The sequence below is a fragment of the Streptococcus sp. V913 genome, assembly GCF_054353455.1.
On record NZ_JBTHHX010000001.1, the window covers coordinates 719,537 to 740,811 of the forward strand.

The following is a 21,275-nucleotide window of genomic DNA, read 5'->3' on the forward strand; positions in this document are numbered from 1 at the left end:
TCTTGTAGTTGGTATAAGCTGGTATATATTCCCTAGAAAGTATGCTCTATCCCTTGTACCAAAACTGTAGTCCCCATTAATCGGTGTGTAGCTGTCATAGTCTTTCATCTGAATGGAAGTTCTATCTGCACTATCAAAAATCGTTCTCTCTGTTCTTTTGATTCCCTCCGAGTTTGGGACTGATCCAGACTAGCATAGCAATAATACTTGATTTCTTTTCAGGATAAATAACTTAGTCATTAATACAGTGCCTCCTTACCCAAGGATACCAAGACAGAGCAAAAAAGCCTAGATCAACTAGACTTTCTTTGTTTATTCTACTGTTACTGACTTAGCAAGGTTACGTGGTTTGTCCACATCAAGGCCACGGTGAAGTGTTGCAAAGTAAGCGACCAATTGCGTTGGTACGACCATTGAGATTGGTGAGAGGTAAGGGTGAACGGTCGTAAGGACGATATCGTCTGTCTCTTTAGCAACATTTTCTTCTGCAATAGTGAGAACCTTGGCACCACGGGCAGCGACTTCTTGGATATTTCCACGAGTATGGTTGGCAAGGACTGGATCTGATAAGAGGGCCAAAACAGGCGTTCCTTCTTCAATCAAAGCAATGGTTCCATGCTTGAGTTCTCCTGCCGCAAAACCTTCACATTGAATGTAAGAAATCTCTTTGAGTTTGAGACTGGCTTCCATGGCAACATAGTAGTCCTGACCACGTCCAATGTAAAAAGCATTACGAGTGGTTTCAAGAAGCTCTCGAACCTTACTATCAATTAATTCTTTTTCTGAAAGAGTTGATTCGATAGACTGAGCTACGATTGACAACTCATGAACCAGGTCAAAAGCTTTGGCTTTTTCATTCCCATTTGCTTCTCCGACAGCTTTTGCCAAGAAGGCAAGAGCTGCGATTTGTGCTGTGTAGGCCTTGGTTGATGCCACGGCAATTTCAGGACCCGCGTGAAGAAGCATAGTATGGTTGGCTTCACGAGAAAGAGTTGAACCTGGCACGTTTGTCACTGTCAAGCTTGGAATGCCCATTTCATTAGCTTTAACCAAAACTTGACGGCTGTCAGCTGTTTCACCAGACTGGCTGATAAAGATAAAGAGTGGTTTCTTGCTGAGAAGTGGCATCCCATAGCCCCACTCAGATGAGATACCAAGTTCAACTGGTGTATCTGTCAATTCTTCCAGCATTTTCTTAGAAGCAAATCCTGCGTGGTAGGATGTTCCAGCTGCAAGGATGTAGATGCGATCTGCGTCTTGAACAGCCTTGATGATAGCCGGATCTACTACTACTTGACCTGCCTCATCTGTGTAGGCTTGGATCAACTTGCGCATCACCGTTGGTTGCTCATCGATTTCCTTGAGCATGTAGTAAGGGTAAGTTCCCTTACCGATATCAGACAAGTCAAGCTCCGCAGTGTAGCTAGCGCGCTCACGGCGATTGCCATTATAGTCTTGCACTTCAACGCTATCAGCCTTGACGATTACCAACTCTTGGTCATGGATTTCCATGTATTGGTTGGTCTCACGAATCATAGCCATAGCATCTGAGCAGACCATGTTATATCCTTCCCCAAGACCAATCAAAAGTGGTGATTTATTCTTAGCCACGTAGATGACATCTGGATTTTCAGAGTCAATCAAGGCAAAGGCATAAGAACCACGGATGATGTGAAGAGCTTTTTTGAAGGCTTCAAGAACTGAGAGACCATCTTCTTCTGCAAATTTCCCAATCAAGTGAACAGCGATTTCCGTATCGGTTTGCCCCTTAAAATGGTGACCTGTAAGGTATTCTTCCTTGATTTCAAGGTAGTTCTCAATCACCCCATTGTGCACCAAGACAAAACGTCCAGTCTCAGAGCGATGTGGGTGAGCATTGTCTTCAGTTGGTTTACCATGAGTCGCCCAACGCGTATGTCCGATACCAGTTGTTCCCTCAATACCAGCTGTCTTAGCAGATAATTCTGCGATACGACCGACAGCCTTGACTAGATGATTTTCAGCACCACCTAGGACAAAAATCCCCGCAGAATCATAACCACGGTATTCGAGCTTTTCAAGCCCCTGAATCAAAATATCAGTTGCATTTGTGTTTCCAACAACACCAACAATTCCACACATAGTATATACGACACAGACCAGCTGTGCTTTCTCCTTAAATTGGTATAGTCTGATTTCCCTTTTACAGAATCAGCAAAAACAGTATATACTTGTTTTTCTCACTTGTCAAGGATAAAAATTGGTATAGTTTTTCTATCTGGTATTTTATCAAGATTTCACTTGATACCTGACAAGTCAGCATCAATTACTTATAATAAAAAGAGGAGGTATTTGCCATGTGGTTTTTCTTCGCACTTTTATCAGCTGTCTTTGCAGCCTTAACGTCAATTTTAGCCAAGATTGGGATTGAGGGAGTTCCATCCAATCTAGCAACTGCTATTCGTACGGTCGTCGTCATTCTTATGGCCTGGGCCATGGTTTTCTTGACCAATAGTCAGACCGAAATTTTCAACATCAGTAGAAAAAGTTGGCTCTTTCTCATCTTATCTGGTTTAGCCACTGGCGCCTCCTGGCTCTGCTACTACAAGGCCCTACAGATGGGCAATGCGACTGAGGTATCTGCTGTCGATAAATTCAGTCTCGTCATTACCCTCGTTCTAGCCTTTTTCTTCCTACAGGATATCCTGACGTTTAAAACAATTATTGGCTGTATCCTGATTACGATTGGGACCTTGGTGATGATATTGTAATAAAAAGTGAGATGAACACCATCTCACTCTTTTTATTCTTAAAATCCATTACGATCGCTGAGTTCTTTGAACCAGTGGCCTGATTTCTTCAGGCGACGTTCCTGTGTTTCCAAGTCAAGCTCCACTAGACCGTAGCGGTTTTTATAACTGTTGAGCCATGACCAACAGTCGATAAAGGTCCAAATCAAGTAGCCCTTACAATTGGCTCCGTCTTCAATCGCACGATGGAGTTCACGAAGATGCCCTTTGACAAAGTCGATACGATAGTCGTCTTGAATCATGCCGTTCTCACGGAACTTGTCTTCACCTTCAACACCCATCCCGTTTTCGGTCAACATCCACTCAATATTGCCATAATTTTCCTTGATATTTTGGGCGATATCATAAATCCCCTGCTCGTAGATTTCCCAACCGCGGTGAGGATTGATCTTACGGCCCGGCATGACGTAAGGCTCATAGAAATGCTCTGGCAAAAGCGGGCTATCAGGATGTTTAGCAAAACGTGGAGCCATGACGCGCAAAGGTTGGTAATAATTGACTCCAAGAAAGTCCACAGTATGCTCCCGAATAAGATCCAACTCTTCAGCTGTAGAATCTGGCAGCAAATCATGCTCAGACAAGATTTCTACCAACTCCTGTGGATAAGCCCCCAAGACAGACGGATCTAGGAAAGATTGGGCTTGGAAGAGGTCGGCAATGCGAGCAGCCTTGACATCTGCAGGATGCTGACTACGTGGGTAGGCTGGTGTCAAGTTAAGGACAATCCCAATCTTAGAGCCAGGTAAAATCGCATGACAGACCTTAACCGCAAGACTACTAGCCAGTTGCGTATGATAAGCAACCTTAACCGCTGCTTTGGCATCTACCTTATGAGGATAGTGGGCATCATAGAAATAGCCAAACTCTACGGGGACAATGGGCTCGTTAAAGGTAATCCATTGGTCCACCAAGTCACCGTAAGTCTCAAAACAAAAACGAGCATAGTCTTCATAAGCCTTGATAGTGGTCTTATTTTCCCAACCATCCCCATCTTCTTGGAGGACAAAAGGCAGGTCAAAGTGATAGAGATTGACTAAGAGACGAATCCCCTTGGCCTTAACGGCTTCAAAGACCTGACGGTAGAAAACCACCCCTTGCGGATTGACCTCTCCACGGCCCTGTGGGAAAATACGAGACCACTGGATAGAAGTTCGGAAGGCTGTATGCCCAGTCTCTACCAAAAGCTCAATATCCTTCTCCCAGTTTTCGTAAAAGGTCGATGTTTTGTCAGGTCCAATTCCATTGTAGTAGCGATTTGGTTCTACTTGGAACCAATAATCCCAGAGATTGTCTCCCTTTCCGTCACCAGGTACACGACCTTCTGTCTGTGGTCCAGAAGTAGAGGAACCCCAGACAAAATCCTTTGGAAATTTTAACATTATTATACCTCTTAACTTGATGATGTATTTCTTCACTCTCATTATATAGAAAAAACAAGGTAAAAACTAGTTACATTTTTGCCTTGTTTTTCTTCTGATTATAGTTTTTATTTCTTGCTTAGGATTTCAAGGGTTTCGAGCAAGTTGTCTGCGTGAACTTCAATTGTGTCACCAGTTGCCTTGATCTTAACTTCTACAATACCATCAGCCGCTTTCTTCCCGACAGTGATACGGATTGGAAGACCAATCAAGTCGCTATCGCTGAATTTAACACCGACACGTTCGTTACGGTCATCTGTCAAGACTTCGTAACCAGCCTCCATTAAGTTGGCTTCTAATTTTTCTGTCAAGGCTTGCGCTTCTTCATCTTTAACATTGACAGTAATCAAATGCACATCAAATGGCGCCAATTCTTTAGGAAAGTTAACTCCCCAAGCATAACGGTATTCACCTTTTGGCGTTTTGTTAACAAAGAGGCGAGCGTGTTGTTCCATAACTGCTGAGAGGAGACGACTAACACCGATACCGTAACAACCCATGATGATTGGCACAGCACGACCATTTTCATCCAAAACATCTGCACTCATGCTTGCTGAGTAACGAGTTCCGAGTTTGAAAATATGGCCGATCTCAATACCACGCGCGAAGTTAAGAACCCCTTGTCCATCTGGTGAAATTTCACCCTCACGAACTTCGCGAATATCCACGTATTCTGCAGTGAAATCACGACCTGGGTTCACACCCGTCAAGTGGTAACCATCTTCGTTGGCCCCCACAACAGCATTGCGAACATCTTGTACCTTACGGTCTGCAATGATTTTCACATTTTCTGGCAAACCAACTGGACCAAGCGAACCAAAGCCAGCTGAGATAACATTTGCCACTTCTTCTTCACTAGCAACATCAAAGAAATCTGCACCCAAGTGGTTTTTTAACTTGACTTCATTGAGTTGGTCATTTCCAACTAGAAGGGCTGCAACAAGCTCACCATCTGCCATGTAAAAGAGAGTTTTAATCGTTTGCTCTTCTGGCACGTTAAGGAAGGCTGCCACTTCATCGATGGATTTAACATCTGGAGTTTCCACTCGAGTAACTTCTTCTTCCGCAACAACACGGTTGCTTGGTTTGTACTCGTTTGTTGCCATTTCTAAGTTAGCCGCATAGCTAGACTCACTTGAGTAGGCAATAGTGTCTTCACCAGAAACCATCCATTTGAGCAATTCTGCTTTGATTTCTTCTTGCACTTCTGCAGGAATTTCATCAAATGAGGCAACTGACTTGTCCAAGACAACCCAGCGGTCAAGGTCTGTACGAGTAGGAGTGATGGCCATAAATTCTTGGCTATCCTTACCACCCATGGCACCACCGTCACCGATGATAGCCTTGAAATCCAAGCCACTACGAGTGAAAATACGTTCGTAGGCCGCCTTGTACTCGTCATAAGTCACATCCAAACTATCGTAATTAGCATGGAAACTATAGCCGTCTTTCATGATAAATTCACGCGTACGGAGAAGTCCGTTACGTGGACGTTTTTCATCACGGTACTTAGGCTGAATTTGGTAAAGGTTAAGTGGCAATTGCTTGTAAGACTTGACAGAGTCACGAACAATGGCTGTGAAGGTTTCTTCGTGTGTTGGACCTAGGATAAAGTCCGACTTTTCACGGTTTTTCAGTTTATAAAGGTCTTCACCATAGGTTTCATAACGACCTGATTCACGCCAAAGATCGGCACTGAGAAGGGCAGGAGCCAACATCTCCACCGCACCAATCTTATCAAACTCTTGGCGCATGATGTTCTTAGCCTTTTCAATCACACGGTTAGCAAGTGGTAGGTAAGAATAAACACCGGCAGAAACTTGACGAACATAGCCAGCACGCAACATAAGGGCATGGCTGATAACTTGAGCATCACTTGGCATTTCGCGAAGCGTTGGGATTAGCATTTTACTTTGTTTCATAATATTCCTCGATTATCTAAAAGAAGAGTCGCATAATGTCATTCCAGGTCACAGCTAGCATCAAGGCAACCATGATAACTACACCAGCCATGGTGACATAGGTTTCAATTTCTTGTTTAAGGGGTTTCCGGCGGATAGCCTCTAAAATATTGAGCACAATCTTTCCACCATCCAAAGCTGGGATAGGGATCAAGTTAAAAATCCCGATATTGATGGAAATCATAGCTAAGAAGTAAAGGACATTCTCAATTCCATTTTTAGCAGCATCGCTACTTGCCTTAAAAATGGCCACGGGACCACCGAGTTTGTTCAAATCTGGATGGAAAATCAAGTTTTTCAGAGCCGAAAGGATACTGAGTCCTGAGTCAGCAGCTGTCGTAAATCCACCAACAAACATGGATAGAAAGTCTGACTTGACTTCCGGTTGAACCCCGAGAATATAACGTCCTTGATTCTCTTCTGGAGTCACCGTGACTTGTTTTTCGCTACCATTTTCAGAAATGGTCACATCCAAGGTCGGAGCAGTCTTGTCCTTGGTATCTGCTTCCACAGCCTGGGTCAAGTCTTGCCAATTCTTAACCTCATGCGAGCCGACCTTGGTGATTTGAGCTGTCTCAGCCACACCTACCTTAGCCAAAGCTCCCTCTGGCATGACATGAAAGAGATTTGTCTGAGTATCTCTAACACCGCCTTGCAAAAAGATCAGGATCCAAAAAACAACAACACCTAAGATAAAGTTATTCATGGGACCTGCAAAGTTGGTGATGAGCTTACCCCAGGTAGAAGCATTTTGATACTGTACATCCAGAGGAGCGATGCGTACTTCGGTTCCGTCTTCTTCAACAACCGTCGCATCATGATCCACTGCAAAAGTCTTTTCTTCTTCCAAGACCAAACCCTTGATAAAGAGCTTGTCTTCAAAGTCAAACTGGGTTACCTGCATAGGAAGGGCCGTTTGATCCAACTTCTTTCCTGAGAGGTTAATCCGTTTGACCTTGCCATCGTCGGCAAGTGTTAAACTGACTGGAGTTCCTGTCTTGATTTCTGTTGCATCATCACCCCAGCCTGCCATACGAACATAGCCTCCTAGAGGAAGGATCCGAATGGTATAAGCAGTACCATCCTTACCGATATGGGAAAAAATCTTGGGCCCCATACCAATGGCAAATTCACGAACTAGAATGCCTGATTTCTTGGCAAAATAAAAATGTCCAAACTCATGCACCACCACTATAATCCCAAAAACGAGGATAAAGGTTAGCAATCCAATCATTCAATCTTCCTTTCTTTAAAACAGGCCAAATAAGTGCATCATTGGAAACACAATCAGCATGCTGTCAAAGCGATCCAACACACCGCCATGTCCAGGGATAAATTTTCCAGAATCCTTGACACCAAAATGGCGTTTCATGGCACTCTCAATCAAGTCACCAAACTGGCCTGCTACACTGAAGAAGGCGGCAAAAAGACTCATCCTATAAATTCCATAGGGAAGAGCAACTGTACTGTCCACTAGCATGAAGAGTACTGTTATCAGTACCGCACCTAGAATACCCCCAACAAAGCCCTCAATACTCTTATTAGGAGAAACTCTCGGGGCTAACTTATGCTTGCCAAAATTCACCCCCGTCAGATAAGCTGCACTATCTGTCGCCCAAACGATAAAGAGAGCCAGAAGAACCTTATCAAATCCAGCTATACGAGCATCTAGTAAGGCATTGAAGCCAAAACCAACATAAAAACTCACAGCAATCGGAAAGGCGGCATCTTCAATCGTATAGCTTTTACTGAAAACGGTCGTCCCTAACATAATTGTAATCAAAACACTGTAGGCAACTACATTGCCATCAACCGGCAAAAAAGTTAGGTAATTTTCTAAGGGGATTGTGAGGGCAAAGGTTGCAAGGAGGGTCAAGGTGCCCTCAATGGTCATAGTCTTTAGTCCCTTCATGTGCAGGAGCTCATGGACGCCTAGCATTGCTAACAAGCCAATCCCTATCTGCAACAGGAGCCCGCCAACAAACAAGACGGGAAGGAAGATAAGCAGAGCCAGTCCAGCAAATAGTGTTCTCTCTTGTAAATCCTTGGTCATATTTTCTCCTAAACTCCTCCAAATCGGCGATGACGACGATTATAGGCAAGAATTGCTTCCTGTAAAGCTTCCTCGTCAAAATCAGGCCACAAGGTATCCGTAAAATAGAGCTCACTATACGCCCCCTGCCATGGAAGGAAATTGCTCAAGCGTAATTCTCCACTGGTACGAATAATCAAATCTGGATCTCGCACATCCTTAGGCAAATGTTGGGTGAAGAGATAGTTGCCAATCAATTCCTCTGTGATATCACCTGGATTGATTTTCGCATCTAATACATCCTGAGAAATCAGCTTAACAGCCTGTGTAATCTCTGCACGTCCACCATAGTTAAGGGCAAAATTAAGAATCAAACCCGTATTGTTCTTGGTCAATTCCTCTGCTTTTGTCAAAGCTTCAAAAGTCGGCTTAGGCAGACGGTCCGTCTCCCCAATCATTTGAATCTTAACATTATTTGCATGTAATTCGGGGACGTAGTTATCATAAAACTCGACTGGCAAGTTCATGATAAACTTGACCTCTTGATCTGGGCGCGTCCAATTTTCCGTTGAAAAGGCATAGACTGTGATAACCTTAACTCCCATCTTGTTAGCTGCCTTGGTCACCTTTTGGAGGGCTTCCATCCCCGCCTTATGACCAAAAACCCGTGGTTGCATCCGTTTTTTAGCCCAGCGACCATTTCCATCCATGATGATGCCAATGTGAGCAGGAACCTGTGTTGGAACCTCAACTTCTACAGCTTTATCTTTCTTAAAAAATCCAAACATGTTCTTATTCCTATTCAAAAATCTATCGTTTCATTATACCATATTTCCCTATTTTCTTCTATTGCTAAGTTACTATCATTACTTGTAAGTAACAAAAAATAAGCCGCCTGATTGGGCGACTTTATTTTATAGGGAGATTATTATGAAAAAGTTTTAGGAGTTTAAGTTAAGTTTTTCTTAACTTATGGGTTTAGTATACACCTCCTAGCTTAAATTTTTCTTAAGTTTTTTGAGAAAGTGAGATTTTTCCATTTTTCTTGCCAATTTTTCTTGGACAAGCGTTCTTGATAGAGCTTCATTCGGTCCTCATTCTCTAAAAAATGAGGAGTTGGGGAAATCTGAAAGTTCAAAATATCCTCTAAACCATAGGGCGCAAAGAGCTCTAAAGTTGCATCAGCATGCAAGCGAAGACCTATCGCCGTACACTGTTCCGGATATTTACTCATGGCATCACAAGAACTCGTGTAAGGCACAGTGTGGGGACTGTGCAGATGCATATAGACCTGATTTTTCAACTCCCAATGATATTGAGGGAAATCTTCTCTCAGCTTTTTCTCTAGGGATACTGTTTCCTCATAAGAAACATCTGGATCAAAGAAAATCACATCCACATCCGTTTCATGATCAAAAGGGGATTTGTCTGACAAGAGATTCCAGATGAAATTCCTGACAGAACCTGCTGCTAACCAAGAGTCTTTCAGACCAAGGTTACGGATGATGGTCAGAATAGCCATTATATCTGGATTTCCTCTGAAAGCATCTAGAATTTCTTGCTTATTTTTCATTGTATTCATAGCCTAAATGCTCATATGCCTTAGATGTCGCCACCCGTCCTGAACGGGTTCGCATGATAAATCCTTTTTGGATCAGGTAGGGTTCGTACATGTCTTCGACCGTTTCGCGCTCCTCGGCAATATTAACAGAAAGAGTTCCTAAACCGACAGGACCACCACCGTACATCTCAATCATGGTGCGAAGGATTTTCTGATCCACATAGTCCAATCCTTCATGGTCAACATCTAGCATGGTTAATGCCTTATCGGTAATGACATCATCAATTAAGCCATTCCCCATTATCTGTGCAAAGTCGCGCACGCGCTTAAGGAGACGATTGGCGATACGAGGAGTTCCTCGACTACGTAGAGCCAACTCTAAAGCCGCCTCATGAGTGATTTCCATCTCAAAAATATCTGCCGTTCGTTCGACAATTTCTGTCAAGTCAGCATGGGCATAGTATTCCATATGACCTGTAATCCCAAAACGTGCCCGTAGAGGATTTGAAAGCATCCCCGCCCTTGTCGTCGCACCAATCAAAGTAAAAGGTGGCAAGTCCAAATGAACACTGCGACTGCCTTCTCCAGCCCCAATCATAATGTCAATGTAGAAGTCCTCCATGGCGCTGTAAAGCACCTCTTCCACCGACATGGGCAGGCGATGAATCTCGTCAATAAAGAGAACATCTCCCGGCTCCAAATCATTCAAAATCGCTACCAAGTCACCTGCTTTTTCAATGACAGGACCAGACGTTTGCTTGAGATTGACTCCCAGTTCATTGGCAATGACAAAGGCCATGGTCGTTTTCCCCAAACCTGGAGGCCCAAATAAGAGTACATGGTCCAGCGCTTCATCCCGCATTTTGGCAGCTTCGATAAAGATTTGCAGCTGGTCCTTGACCTTGTCCTGACCGATATATTCACGTAAATATTGAGGACGGAGCGTACGTTCTACCGACTCCTCATCACCCATGATTTCATTATCTAAAATTCTACTCATGGCTCTATTATATCAAAAATCCAAGCCACAAACAAAAAAGCCACCTGATTGGGTGGCCTCTTTAGGGAGATTATTATGAAAAAGACAGGATTAGGATTTCATTAAATAAAGTTAGGAGGTCTTTATTTAATGGTTATATGATACACAAGGAGACTTAAAATTCCCTTAATTTTTTCTCTGATTGATTATTTTTTTAAAAAATTTTTCCAAATGGAATTTCCTTTCTCAAGCAACAAAAAAGCCACCTGATTGGGTGACTTCTTTAGGAGATTATGATGAAAAAGAAAAGTTTGGGATTTCATTAAATAAAGTTAGGAGGTCTTTATCTAACAACTATATAATACACGAGGATACTTAAATTTTACTTAAGAAAAAATAATTATTTTATTTTTTTCGATCTACCCAAATCATTCCTGTGCAATCATAAGTAGATAAGGTTTCAAAACCCAGTGAACGATAGAATCCCAAGGTTTTCTCTGTTTGGTCTGTCACTAGTTGAACTTGATAGGCATCTTTGTAATCACCTAAGGCCTCTTTCATCAAGTCGCTACCAATCCCTTGGCGCTGATAGCTAGGCAAAACGATCAAATCCTGGACAAAAATCGATGAAAAACCATCTCCGACCAAACGGACCAAGCCCACTACGGCATCGCCATCATGTGCCAGATAAATCGCTAATGAATGAGACAAGGCCTTCTCCAGCATCTGAGGTTGATGGGTATAATTTGTCCAACCGACTGCCTGATAGAGATGCAAAACATCCTCTAGCTTGACAATTTCTTGCTTTCTAATAGTTATCATCTCAATACCTCTCAGAATTCTCTCAAGCTCTTGTACTGCCGTCCATTTTTATCAAAATTTTCAGGAGCCAACCATGTTTCCAAACGAGCTTTAACTTGAGGCCAGTCCTTATCAATCATAGCGAGCCAATCCGTATCCCTCGTGCGCCCCTTATAAACAACTGCCTGGCGGAAGGTTCCTTCATAGATAAAGCCCAAACGTTCCGCAGCTCGTCTTGATGGCAGATTTAGAGCATCGCATTTCCACTCATAGCGACGATAGTTAAGCTCTTCAAAAACATAGCGAGCTAGGAGATATTGAGCCTCTGTCCCTATACGTGTTCCCCTGAGTTCTGGAGAAAAAGTGACAGCTCCCACTTCTATTACTCGGTTATTCTGGTCAATACGCATGAGAGAAAAAGTCCCCAAAGCCTTACCAGTTGCCTTGTCTATAATCGCATAGTAAAAACGGTCCTTACGAGCCAACATCTGATTTAAGACGGCAACCAGTTCCTCCATATCTGCCACTGGTTCCTGAAAGAGGTAGGTCCACATCTCCCGAGGAGTATCTGGACCATAAACAGCTAATAAATCCTCCGCATGCTTTTCCACCGAAAGAGCCTCTATCCGAGCGTAGCGCCCTTCTAAGAAATTAATAGAAGGCAATTCACCTGGTGTATAACCTTCCATTGACTCACCAATTATCTGACCATATTCATTTACTGGCATCGTTTTTCTCCTTGTTTTACGCTGAAAATACTATATCATAATTTGCTCTATATGGAAACTAGCACTCTCCCCAAACCTCATCCTCAACACTACATTAGTGATTCGTTTTCTTTCTTTTATCTTCTAAGGCTTGATTAATTCGTTGGGTGAGCTTGTGAGTTTGCCAGATCTGGTACAACCATATCAGTCCATAAATTAACAAGAAAAAGAACCACAGCAAGGGACTCAACAATGCTGAACCCCAGCCAAAAAATAGGTAGGTCAATGCTAAGATAGTAGCTGTCGCTAACAAATGAACTCCTACACGCATACTATAAGCAAGAAACTCTAGTCTTTCAAGGATTAAGGTCAATACCCCCATAATTCCACTCATCAAAAACAAAGCTAGAATATTTTTTGTCGTTGGTGCGGGATAGGTAATACCTGAATAAAACTGAGCCAATAACACCAAACTCAAATAAACAAAGGAGGCCGTACGCATTCCCGATACAAAATAAGCAATCAATCGCTTCATGATTTTCTCCTATAAACCTAGATAATCCATTAAGGACTTAACGTATTTCCGACTCACACTCGATTTGAGACCCCGAGTCATCTTAGCCATCATGTTCCCTGAAAAGCTATCCGATAATGACTCTAAATGGTCAATGTTTATAACTGAATGACGCGATATCTGTATAAAGTTACGTCGATTAATTCGATTCTGAAAGTTTGTCAATGTTTCCTTAGTTTTATAAATCCCATCTACCGTATAAATGGTCAACAAATTCTTATCGATATCTGCTAGAATAAGATCCTCAATTTTCACCATAACCAGATGATCATCCGTTCGAATAGGAATGACCACCTGATTAGTCGTTGAAAATTGTTCTAAATACTCCATGACTTCTCTTGCTTGGTCGGTTAACTGAGCTGCCTGAATTAAAATGTGTGGGTCTTTTTCTGAAAACTCTGTCTTCATTTCAAAACGAATCTTCATTTTCTCTCCAATACACCTTTATTTTCTCTTGCTAAACACTTTAACAAATAAAATCCAAAGAAGAATAGCGACGAGACTGATAATAACCACTATAAAGTATGTTTCTTCCTTTGTCAATAGTTCTTGCCAGTTGATTTGGATTCCCATTTTTTCTTGAAATTCCTGTAACAGACTGTTATTTCCTGAAAATGCAGTCTCTAACCGCTCTTTCATCAAGACTTGTCGATAGAGAGAAGCAATATAAGTTGCAGGGGTACATTTCATGAAAAGCTGTGCAGAATCAGGTAGTACTCCAATGGGGATATAAGTTCCTACTAAAAATCCAGAAGCAGTTCCCACTATCGTTGCCAGTTTCCCAAGGCTATCTACAGATTGAAAACGGTAAATCAAGAGAACATTTACCAAACTTGAAAGCAGACTGCTTAACAACATAATCAAAGCGATTTCCGGTAAATGACTGATAACTGGGCTCTCTTTAAAATAAAAACTCATAACAGCATACATAAACACCTGCATGACAAAAGAAATAACAATACTACTGATTAGATAGGACGTCTGTAAGCCCCAGTTACCTAAATCTGTCAAGAACAGATCTTGATCCACTTGATTTTCGCGGTCCTGTACCATTTGTTTAAGAGCCGTAAAACTGGTTGTCATCCCAGTCACAGCCAAGGTCCCACCCATCAGCCAGTTATTTAAAAGGTTCGTACTATCAGGGAGTTGGGACCAAGAATCCGTCAGGTTCTTCTGCAAAAAAATGATATAAAGGAGGAAGGAAATCAATGCCCCCAATAATGAGAAAAATACTCCCGAACGATTACGAAAATATAAGATAAAATTCCGTTTCAATAAAGCTAGCATTAGCGAACCTCTCTTCCTGTAAGTGCAATAAAGGCATCATCCATAGTACCTGGGCGAAACTCAAAAGAATCAATTTTTTCTCGAACTTTTGCCAAATATTCAATGGCTTCCTGTGACGTCCTTGGATAAAAAAGATATTCCAACTCGTTTTCTTCCTCTACTGTCATTCCAGTCTGTAGCAACTTTTCTAAATCCTTCATTTCCTTAAAACGAATTTTTAGGATATTAGATGCATACTGACTTTTGATAGCAGTCGCAGAACCTTGCGCGATCACTTTTCCATGATCAACGATATAGATCTGATCCGCTTCATCTGCTTCATCCAGATAATGAGTCGTTAAGATAATAGTCATCCCTTCATCCTTTTGTAGTCGATACAGCAGATCCCAGATGGATTTGCGAGTCTGAATATCAAGACCTGTCGTTGGTTCATCCAAGAAAAGAATATCTGGTCGCGAAAGAAGAGCACGCGCAATATCAACCCGACGTTTTTGTCCACCTGACAAGGTTCCATAGAGTTGTTTCTGGAAAGCCGTCAAACCCAGTTGATGAATCAAATCATCCACACGACTTGCTGCAATCTCCTTATACTGTTGAGCACGAATCGTGAGATTTTCCCTAACCGTCAACATCTCATCCAGTACACTAGCTTGAAAAACAACTCCGATTTTCGTATTTGGCGCATATCGAATTTGACCTTGTGTCGGCTTTTTCAAACCGATTAACATGGAAATAGTGGTTGATTTCCCTGCACCATTGGGTCCCAAAATAGCATTGAAACTTCCTTTTTCAAACTCTAACTGAATATCATCGACAGCCATATGATTGCCATACCGTTTAGTCAAATGTTTAGCTTGTAAAATCATATTTTTCCCTCCTCTTTACCTCACTAGTTTAACAAAAAGAATGAAAGAAAAATCGACTTTTGAGATAAGCAGTTAAAATGAAAGGCCAAGTGGTAAAATAATGGGGGCTAAGTTAAAGTGGTTCAGGCTGCAACCGTTTTTCTCCTATCGAATCACTAGAGGAAGTGGAAAATCACTTACAACCACACATTATATTTTTAAACATGCACTATAAAAGAGGTGTTTTATAGCATCCGGCAGAAAAATCCAAGAGTCGGTAGTATTGTTCTCGCTAAACCAAACAATAAAAAATGAATCAGAAATCATGACACACACTCCCTTCTAGCAAAATGAAACTGCTGAATAGGACAGGATTGAATTTAAAGCAAGCAAGTATTGTCCTGAATTTGAAACTGCCATTAGTAAAATTTTTGACGATAAGTAGAGCTATTAGGAGAGGAATTTTCAATACAAGCAAAAACAGCTCTTGTTATCCAAGAAGAGCTGTTCTATTTTATGAAAGAGAGAGTCACTAGTGACCCTTGTGCTTCTCTCTACGTTTTTGCTGTTTGCGTTCAAATTTCTCTTGCTTGAGCAATTGCTTTTGGAGACTAGACTGTTGTTTTGAATGCTTTTTTCGTTCCTCAAACTGCAACTGTAAAAGTTCTTGTGACTTAGAAGAAACTTTCTGCTTCACCTGTTTCTTTACAGCTCGCTGCAGACGCTTCGGATTCTTAATCTTCACATGCTGTTTGACTGTTGCCTCTGGACTAAAAGATAACCGAACAAACTGAGTCTGTAAAAGTTTCAAAATTTCATCCTCTTTTGGTTCCTGACCAAATGTCACTCGACAAACTTGATAAGTTCCCTCGTACTCTTGTTCAAACAATCCATGCCAAAATCCATCTTCAAAATAAACTGTCAAGCCAATTGAAACGATTTCCACGACAGCACCTCCTTAAATCTATCCCTAAGAATGGACAACCAAGGAGGAAGGTTACTGATAGGCTTGCCTACGTCTGGACTACCAACCAGAACTGTGTTTTTATCTTAGTTGGGACTATTATAGCATAATCCAATTTAAAAATCCTCCAGATTCTACTCTGAAGGATTCCTATCTTATTTCACAACGATATTAACGAGTTTAGTTGGCTCAAACAGTTTGGGGAACTGTTTGAGGTTGCAAATGAGCAAATAAATTGGTTATTTCACCACAATATTCACAAGCTTGTTAGGGACACTAATCACTTTCACGATTTCCTTACCGTCAATTTCTGCTTTGACTTTTTCGTCAGCGAAAGCAATTTCTTGCAATTCTTCGCGTGACAGGTCTTTAGCGACCATGAGTTTGGCACGAACTTTACCTTTGATTTGGACGACGATTTCGATTTCGTCTTCAACCAATTTGCTTTCGTCCCATGTTGGCCAAGCTACATAAGAGATGGACTCACCTGTTGCTGCGACTGTTTGCCAGAGTTCTTCTGCCAAGTGAGGCGCAAATGGGGCGATCAATTGGATAAAGCCTTTAGCGTAGTCTACATAGAGTTTGTCTTCCTTGTTAGCTGCGTTGACAAAGACCATGAGCTGGGCAATGGTTGTGTTGAATTTCATGGACTCGATTTGCTCTGTGACAGCTTTAACAGTTTCGTTGTAAACCTTGTCAAGAGCGCCATTGTTTTCCCCAACGATTTCCTTACTTGTGATCAAACGGTACACACGGTCAAGGAATTTACGACTTCCTTCCAAGCCTTCTTCTGACCAAGCGATCGAAGCATCGAGTGGTCCCATGAACATTTCATAAACACGAAGGGTATCGGCACCATATTGTTCCACCACATCGTCTGGGTTCACCACGTTTTTGAGAGATTTAGACATCTTGGCTGGCGCTTGCTCCAACTCTTCTCCTGTTTCCACATGGAAGAAGGATCCGTCACGTTTTTCAACCTTATCAGTCGCCACAAGAGCCCCACGGTGGTCACGGTAGCTTGTTCCCAAAATCATTCCTTGGTTAAAGAGTTTTTGGAATGGTTCCTTAGTCGGAACAACACCGAGGTCATAGAGGAATTTGTGCCAGAAACGAGCGTAAAGCAAGTGAAGCACGGCGTGTTCTGCACCACCCACGTAGATATCGACTGGCAACCATTGTTTGAGGAGATCCTCATCAGCCAATTTCTCAGTATTGTGTGGGTCAATATAACGGAGGTAGTACCAGCTTGAACCAGCCCATTGTGGCATGGTGTTGGTTTCACGACGACCTTTGACACCATCTTCACGAGTCACTTCAAGCCAGTCAGTCAAGTTAGCCAATGGGCTTTCCCCAGTACCTGAAGGGCGGATATCCTTGGTTACTGGTAAGACAAGTGGCAATTCACTTTCAGGAACGGCTGTTGAAGTTCCATCTTCCCAATGAATGATTGGAATTGGCTCACCCCAGTAACGTTGACGGCTAAAGAGCCAGTCGCGGAGACGGTAGGTGACTTTTTCTTGACCGCAGCCTTTTTCTTCCAACCAAGCCACAATTTTAGCAATCGCTTCTTCTTTGTTAAGGCCATCTAGGAAGTCTGAATTGACATGAAGACCATCTTCAGTATAGGCAGCTTCTGCTACATTTCCACCTTCAAGCACTTCTACGATTGGAAGGTCAAATTGTTTGGCAAATTCCCAGTCACGTTGGTCGTGGGCTGGCACAGCCATAACCGCACCTGTTCCATAACTAGCAAGAACATAGTCGGCAATCCAGATTGGAATTTCTTTGCCATTGACAGGGTTGAGGGCATAAGCACCCGTCCAAACCCCTGTTTTTTCCTTAGCAAGGTCGGTACGAGCCAAGTCTGACTTGAGGCTAGCTTGGTGTTTGTAGTCTGCTACGGCTTCAGCTTGTTCTGGACTGACGATAGCATCTACCAAATCATGCTCAGGTGCCAATACAGTGAAAGTCGCACCGAAAAGCGTATCAGGACGAGTGGTAAAGACGGTAAATTTCTTGTCTGTTCCCTTAACTTTGAAAGTTACATTAGCACCAGTTGATTTACCAATCCAGTTGCGTTGCATGTCCTTGATAGACTCTGGCCAATCCAACTCATCCAAGTCATTGAGCAAGCGCTCTGCATAGGCCGTGATTTTAAGCATCCATTGGCGCATTGGTTTGCGGACAACGGGATAGCCACCACGCTCAGAAGTTCCGTCAGGAAGGACTTCTTCGTTGGCAATGGCCGTTCCCAATTCTTCCACCCAGTTTACTGGTACTTCGGCTTCATAGGCCAAGCCTTTTTCGTAAAGTTTGGTGAAAATCCACTGCGTCCATTTGTAGTAGTTTGGATCTGTTGTGTTGACTTCACGATCCCAGTCGTAAGAGAATCCAAGCGCATTGATTTGGCGTTTGAAGTTAGCAATGTTTTCCGCTGTAAATTCTGCTGGGTCATTCCCCGTATCCATAGCGTATTGCTCTGCAGGCAAACCAAAGGCATCCCATCCCATTGGGTGAAGGACATTGTAGCCTTGCGCACGTTTGTAACGGCTGAGAATATCTGTTGCTGTATAACCTTCTGGGTGTCCTACGTGCAATCCGGCTCCTGAAGGATATGGGAACATGTCGAGAGCATAAAACTTCGGTTTTGACGCATCTGTTCCTGTCTTAAATGTATGATGTTGGGCCCAATAGCCTTGCCACTTAGGCTCAATTTCTTTATGATTGTAAAAACTCATGGTCTCTCTCCAATTTTGTGATGTTACTATTATACCATTTTTGGGGGAATTTGGTCTCGTTCTATTCTACACTTTTCTATTTTACCTTGCTCTAGAATTTTTAAACTGCTATACTTATAACAGAAACCCCTTCCAAAGGAGGTAACGGATGTCTCATTCCTTTAAAAAATCTCTTCAAAAAGAAATTCTTCATAGAAGCTCTATAGCAGCTTTTATATCCTCTCTTTTATTACTAATTTTTCTTTTTGGTTTTTCCTATTTTTTACAAAAACAACAACTAGCTAAAGATACTCAACAAATTGCTCAACATGTTCATGACATGAAACAAGCGAATTATGAATTGTTGGAAACTATGAATAAAAAGATGGTTCCAGAATTTATAGAAGGTAAACACACTGACAGAGAATTATTTAGTCTATTTTATGAAACAAAAGCGCAACTAAAACTTAGTTCTGATTTTGTCATTCTCGATGATACTGGCGAACTTTTATTTAGCACTAATCGCAATCATAAAGAAACTCTTTTAGCTCCCTATTATTTAAAATTATTAATTCAGAATCCTACCCAAGGATCCATTTCAGAGAAAGTTGCTCTATCTATGGATAAGCAGCATTATGCTGTCTTTATTATGCCCATAATTCAAAATCAACGAGCAATAGCTTACAGTATTTCTTTTGTTAATGAGAATGACTTCGTATCAAGTATCCCTCTAATTAATTCAAAATACGTCATCACAGATACCTTTGGTAATATATACTCTAGTAATACTAATCAATTTACACAATCTACTCTGGAAAAATTTGATGAGAAATCGCTCCGTTCAAAAACACATTGGTTCATTGAAAATCCACTATTGATCGAAAAACATAAAGTTGATTTAATTTTTTCAATTTACACTTTCCAATCATTCTTTCCTATTCCTAGTTTACTTAGTCTTGCTTCCATACTAACAATTTGTATCTTTCTATTATATTTTTGGCAGGCTAGGAGAATCGCCCATAAAATCGCAACTCATAATGCTGGTCCTATTGAAAGTTTAGTCTTTCAATTACATGCAATTCCTAAGAAAAAAGAAAAGAAACTCAGGCTCCATACAGGGGATGAATTTGAACTGATAGCTGAGAAAATTAACAACATGCTACAGGAGTTAGATGAGCTTCATCAAAAGATGTTGACCATTGAAAAGGAAAAATGGGTTTTTGAAAGAAAAATGCTAGAAGCTCAGTTCAATCCTCATTTTCTCTACAATACACTTGAAACGATTAAAATCACTTCTTTAATGGATGCAAGTCTCACACAAGACCTAATCCAAAATCTCACGCGCATTCTTCGCTACAGTATCACCGATTTAGAAAAAGAAACAACCATTTGTCAAGATTTAAAGATTATAAAGGATTACCTTATTATTCATAAAATTCGTTTCGAGCACTTTTCCTATGATATTGTCTGCCCAGAAACTGTCGATAATCAGCCTATCCCTAAACTTTTCTTGCTTCCCTTAGTAGAAAATGCTATAAAATATGGGATGCAATACCGTATTGATCTTCATATTGATATCCAAATTACCTTGGAAGCAGATTCTCTAACTTTTTTAGTCAAGGATAATGCTGGAGGACTCACAAAACAAGAGCGAGTCGCTATTTTAGACTCTTTAGATAGCCCTCATACCCAGCATGGCATTGTTAACAGCTACAAACGATTGAGCAATTTCTTTCCTGATGTTCAGCTAGATTTAGGAGTCAATCGTCAAGGAGAAACTTGGGTCAAATTTGTAACGAAAGGACTAACTCATGTTTAAGCTCATTATCGTAGAAGATGAACACCTCATTCGAAAATGGCTAGAGATTGCCGTAGACTACTCTGCCTTAGGCATCCAAGTTGTAGGAACTGCCAGTCACGGTCAAGAGGGAATGAAACTCATCCAAGAAAAAGAACCTCATATTGTCTTAACAGACATCACAATGCCAATTATGGATGCTTTTATGATGTTCGAAGCCACTCGTACCCTTTCTTATGAAAAAGTTATCTTATCTGGTTATAACGATTTTCAAAATGCAAAAAAAGCCATGCAATATGGGGCAGTTGATTTCTTATCCAAACCAATTGACACAAAGGAATTGACAGAATGTCTTCAAAACATTGTTTTGCGATTACAAGTTAGCACCTATCAAGAAACTCCTTTTTTAGAAGAATATCAAACTTTACTCTCCTCTATCCAACAAGTTGATACACAAAATCAAATCATTCAGCAAATTATTTCCTTTGTCCACAACCACTATGCAGAACATTTTACTATTAGTAAGCTAGCAGAATCGCTGGGATATAGTGAAAGTTATCTATATAAGGTTATCAAAGAAGACTTCCCCATGACACTAAATGAATATATCTTACGCTACCGCCTCAAGCAAGCTATAGATAAAATGGCCGAGTCCCCCAATGCCCCCTTAAGCGATATCTCTGAACAAGTTGGATTTTCAGACTATAAATATTTTGCCAAAGTCTTTAAAAAGTATCTCCATATTTCTCCAAAAGAATTAAAACTTATGGATAAAAATCATTGATGTAAAAGGATTGCTTAACTTTATTGTAGCAATCTTTTTATTTTATACTTACCAT

General features: G+C 41.4%; 19 protein-coding genes. 3 read left to right on the top strand and 16 right to left on the bottom strand.

Going from position 1 to position 21,275, the window contains the following annotated elements; genetic code table 11:
- Nucleotides 1-312: 312 nt before the first annotated feature.
- The gene (glmS, locus tag ACXYSL_RS03520) at nucleotides 313-2,121 is read right to left on the bottom strand and encodes a glutamine--fructose-6-phosphate transaminase (isomerizing) (protein ID WP_458623984.1); all 1,809 of its coding nucleotides are present in this window, start codon (nucleotides 2,119-2,121) and stop codon (nucleotides 313-315) included.
- Between the two features lie 215 nt (nucleotides 2,122-2,336).
- Between glmS and ACXYSL_RS03525 the strand changes: the two genes are divergently transcribed.
- The gene (locus ACXYSL_RS03525) at nucleotides 2,337-2,750 is read left to right on the top strand and encodes an EamA family transporter (RefSeq protein WP_250315411.1); all 414 of its coding nucleotides are present in this window, start codon (nucleotides 2,337-2,339) and stop codon (nucleotides 2,748-2,750) included.
- Between the two features lie 38 nt (nucleotides 2,751-2,788).
- On the opposite strand, the gene ACXYSL_RS03530 is transcribed toward ACXYSL_RS03525, so the two are convergent.
- From ACXYSL_RS03530 to leuS, 15 genes are all read right to left on the bottom strand, one after another.
- Nucleotides 2,789-4,168, bottom strand: a complete 1,380-nt coding sequence (locus ACXYSL_RS03530) for a glycoside hydrolase family 1 protein (protein ID WP_458623985.1) — start codon at nucleotides 4,166-4,168, stop codon at nucleotides 2,789-2,791.
- 107 nt (nucleotides 4,169-4,275) lie between these two features.
- Nucleotides 4,276-6,129, bottom strand: a complete 1,854-nt coding sequence (locus ACXYSL_RS03535; protein ID WP_458623986.1) for a proline--tRNA ligase — start codon at nucleotides 6,127-6,129, stop codon at nucleotides 4,276-4,278.
- A 16-nt stretch (nucleotides 6,130-6,145) separates the two neighbouring features.
- Nucleotides 6,146-7,402 carry an RIP metalloprotease RseP gene (rseP, locus tag ACXYSL_RS03540; protein ID WP_458623987.1) on the bottom strand — a complete coding sequence of 419 codons (1,257 nt, stop codon included), beginning with the start codon at nucleotides 7,400-7,402 and terminating at the stop codon, nucleotides 6,146-6,148.
- Between the two features lie 15 nt (nucleotides 7,403-7,417).
- Nucleotides 7,418-8,221 carry a phosphatidate cytidylyltransferase gene (locus tag ACXYSL_RS03545; RefSeq protein ID WP_458623988.1) on the bottom strand — a complete coding sequence of 268 codons (804 nt, stop codon included), beginning with the start codon at nucleotides 8,219-8,221 and terminating at the stop codon, nucleotides 7,418-7,420.
- An 8-nt stretch (nucleotides 8,222-8,229) separates the two neighbouring features.
- On the bottom strand, nucleotides 8,230-8,988 hold the full coding sequence (locus ACXYSL_RS03550; protein WP_458623989.1) for an isoprenyl transferase: 759 nt from the start codon (nucleotides 8,986-8,988) through the stop codon (nucleotides 8,230-8,232).
- A gap of 209 nt (nucleotides 8,989-9,197) precedes the next feature.
- A complete protein-coding gene (locus ACXYSL_RS03555; RefSeq protein ID WP_458623990.1) occupies nucleotides 9,198-9,782 on the bottom strand; it encodes a nucleotidyltransferase family protein in 585 nt (194 codons plus the stop codon).
- Nucleotides 9,763-10,761, bottom strand: a complete 999-nt coding sequence (ruvB, locus tag ACXYSL_RS03560; RefSeq protein ID WP_458623991.1) for a Holliday junction branch migration DNA helicase RuvB — start codon at nucleotides 10,759-10,761, stop codon at nucleotides 9,763-9,765. The genes ACXYSL_RS03555 and ruvB overlap by 20 nt, the downstream gene beginning before the upstream one ends.
- A gap of 384 nt (nucleotides 10,762-11,145) precedes the next feature.
- Entirely contained in the window at nucleotides 11,146-11,562 is a 417-nt protein-coding gene (locus tag ACXYSL_RS03565; protein ID WP_458623992.1) for a GNAT family N-acetyltransferase, read from the bottom strand.
- Between the two features lie 11 nt (nucleotides 11,563-11,573).
- On the bottom strand, nucleotides 11,574-12,269 hold the full coding sequence (locus ACXYSL_RS03570) for a GNAT family N-acetyltransferase (RefSeq protein WP_458623993.1): 696 nt from the start codon (nucleotides 12,267-12,269) through the stop codon (nucleotides 11,574-11,576).
- A gap of 94 nt (nucleotides 12,270-12,363) precedes the next feature.
- Nucleotides 12,364-12,783, bottom strand: a complete 420-nt coding sequence (locus ACXYSL_RS03575; RefSeq protein WP_458623994.1) for a DUF3021 domain-containing protein — start codon at nucleotides 12,781-12,783, stop codon at nucleotides 12,364-12,366.
- A 9-nt stretch (nucleotides 12,784-12,792) separates the two neighbouring features.
- Nucleotides 12,793-13,248, bottom strand: a complete 456-nt coding sequence (locus ACXYSL_RS03580; RefSeq protein WP_000701939.1) for a LytTR family DNA-binding domain-containing protein — start codon at nucleotides 13,246-13,248, stop codon at nucleotides 12,793-12,795.
- An 18-nt stretch (nucleotides 13,249-13,266) separates the two neighbouring features.
- On the bottom strand, nucleotides 13,267-14,109 hold the full coding sequence (locus tag ACXYSL_RS03585; RefSeq protein ID WP_458623995.1) for an ABC transporter permease: 843 nt from the start codon (nucleotides 14,107-14,109) through the stop codon (nucleotides 13,267-13,269).
- A complete protein-coding gene (locus tag ACXYSL_RS03590) occupies nucleotides 14,109-14,975 on the bottom strand; it encodes an ABC transporter ATP-binding protein (protein WP_458623996.1) in 867 nt (288 codons plus the stop codon). Before ACXYSL_RS03590 ends, ACXYSL_RS03585 begins: the two co-directional genes overlap by 1 nt.
- 511 nt (nucleotides 14,976-15,486) lie before the next feature.
- Nucleotides 15,487-15,900 (bottom strand): YjdF family protein, encoded by a 414-nt coding sequence (locus tag ACXYSL_RS03595; RefSeq protein ID WP_000407103.1) that lies wholly within the window; start codon nucleotides 15,898-15,900, stop codon nucleotides 15,487-15,489.
- Nucleotides 15,901-16,157: 257 nt separating this feature from the next.
- Nucleotides 16,158-18,659 (bottom strand): leucine--tRNA ligase, encoded by a 2,502-nt coding sequence (leuS, locus tag ACXYSL_RS03600; RefSeq protein WP_458623997.1) that lies wholly within the window; start codon nucleotides 18,657-18,659, stop codon nucleotides 16,158-16,160.
- 148 nt (nucleotides 18,660-18,807) lie between these two features.
- Between leuS and ACXYSL_RS03605 the strand changes: the two genes are divergently transcribed.
- Nucleotides 18,808-20,457, top strand: coding sequence for a sensor histidine kinase (locus tag ACXYSL_RS03605; RefSeq protein ID WP_458623998.1), 1,650 nt, complete (start codon nucleotides 18,808-18,810; stop codon nucleotides 20,455-20,457).
- Nucleotides 20,450-21,220 carry a response regulator transcription factor gene (locus tag ACXYSL_RS03610; RefSeq protein ID WP_021164622.1) on the top strand — a complete coding sequence of 257 codons (771 nt, stop codon included), beginning with the start codon at nucleotides 20,450-20,452 and terminating at the stop codon, nucleotides 21,218-21,220. The genes ACXYSL_RS03605 and ACXYSL_RS03610 overlap by 8 nt, the downstream gene beginning before the upstream one ends.
- Nucleotides 21,221-21,275: the final 55 nt, after the last annotated feature.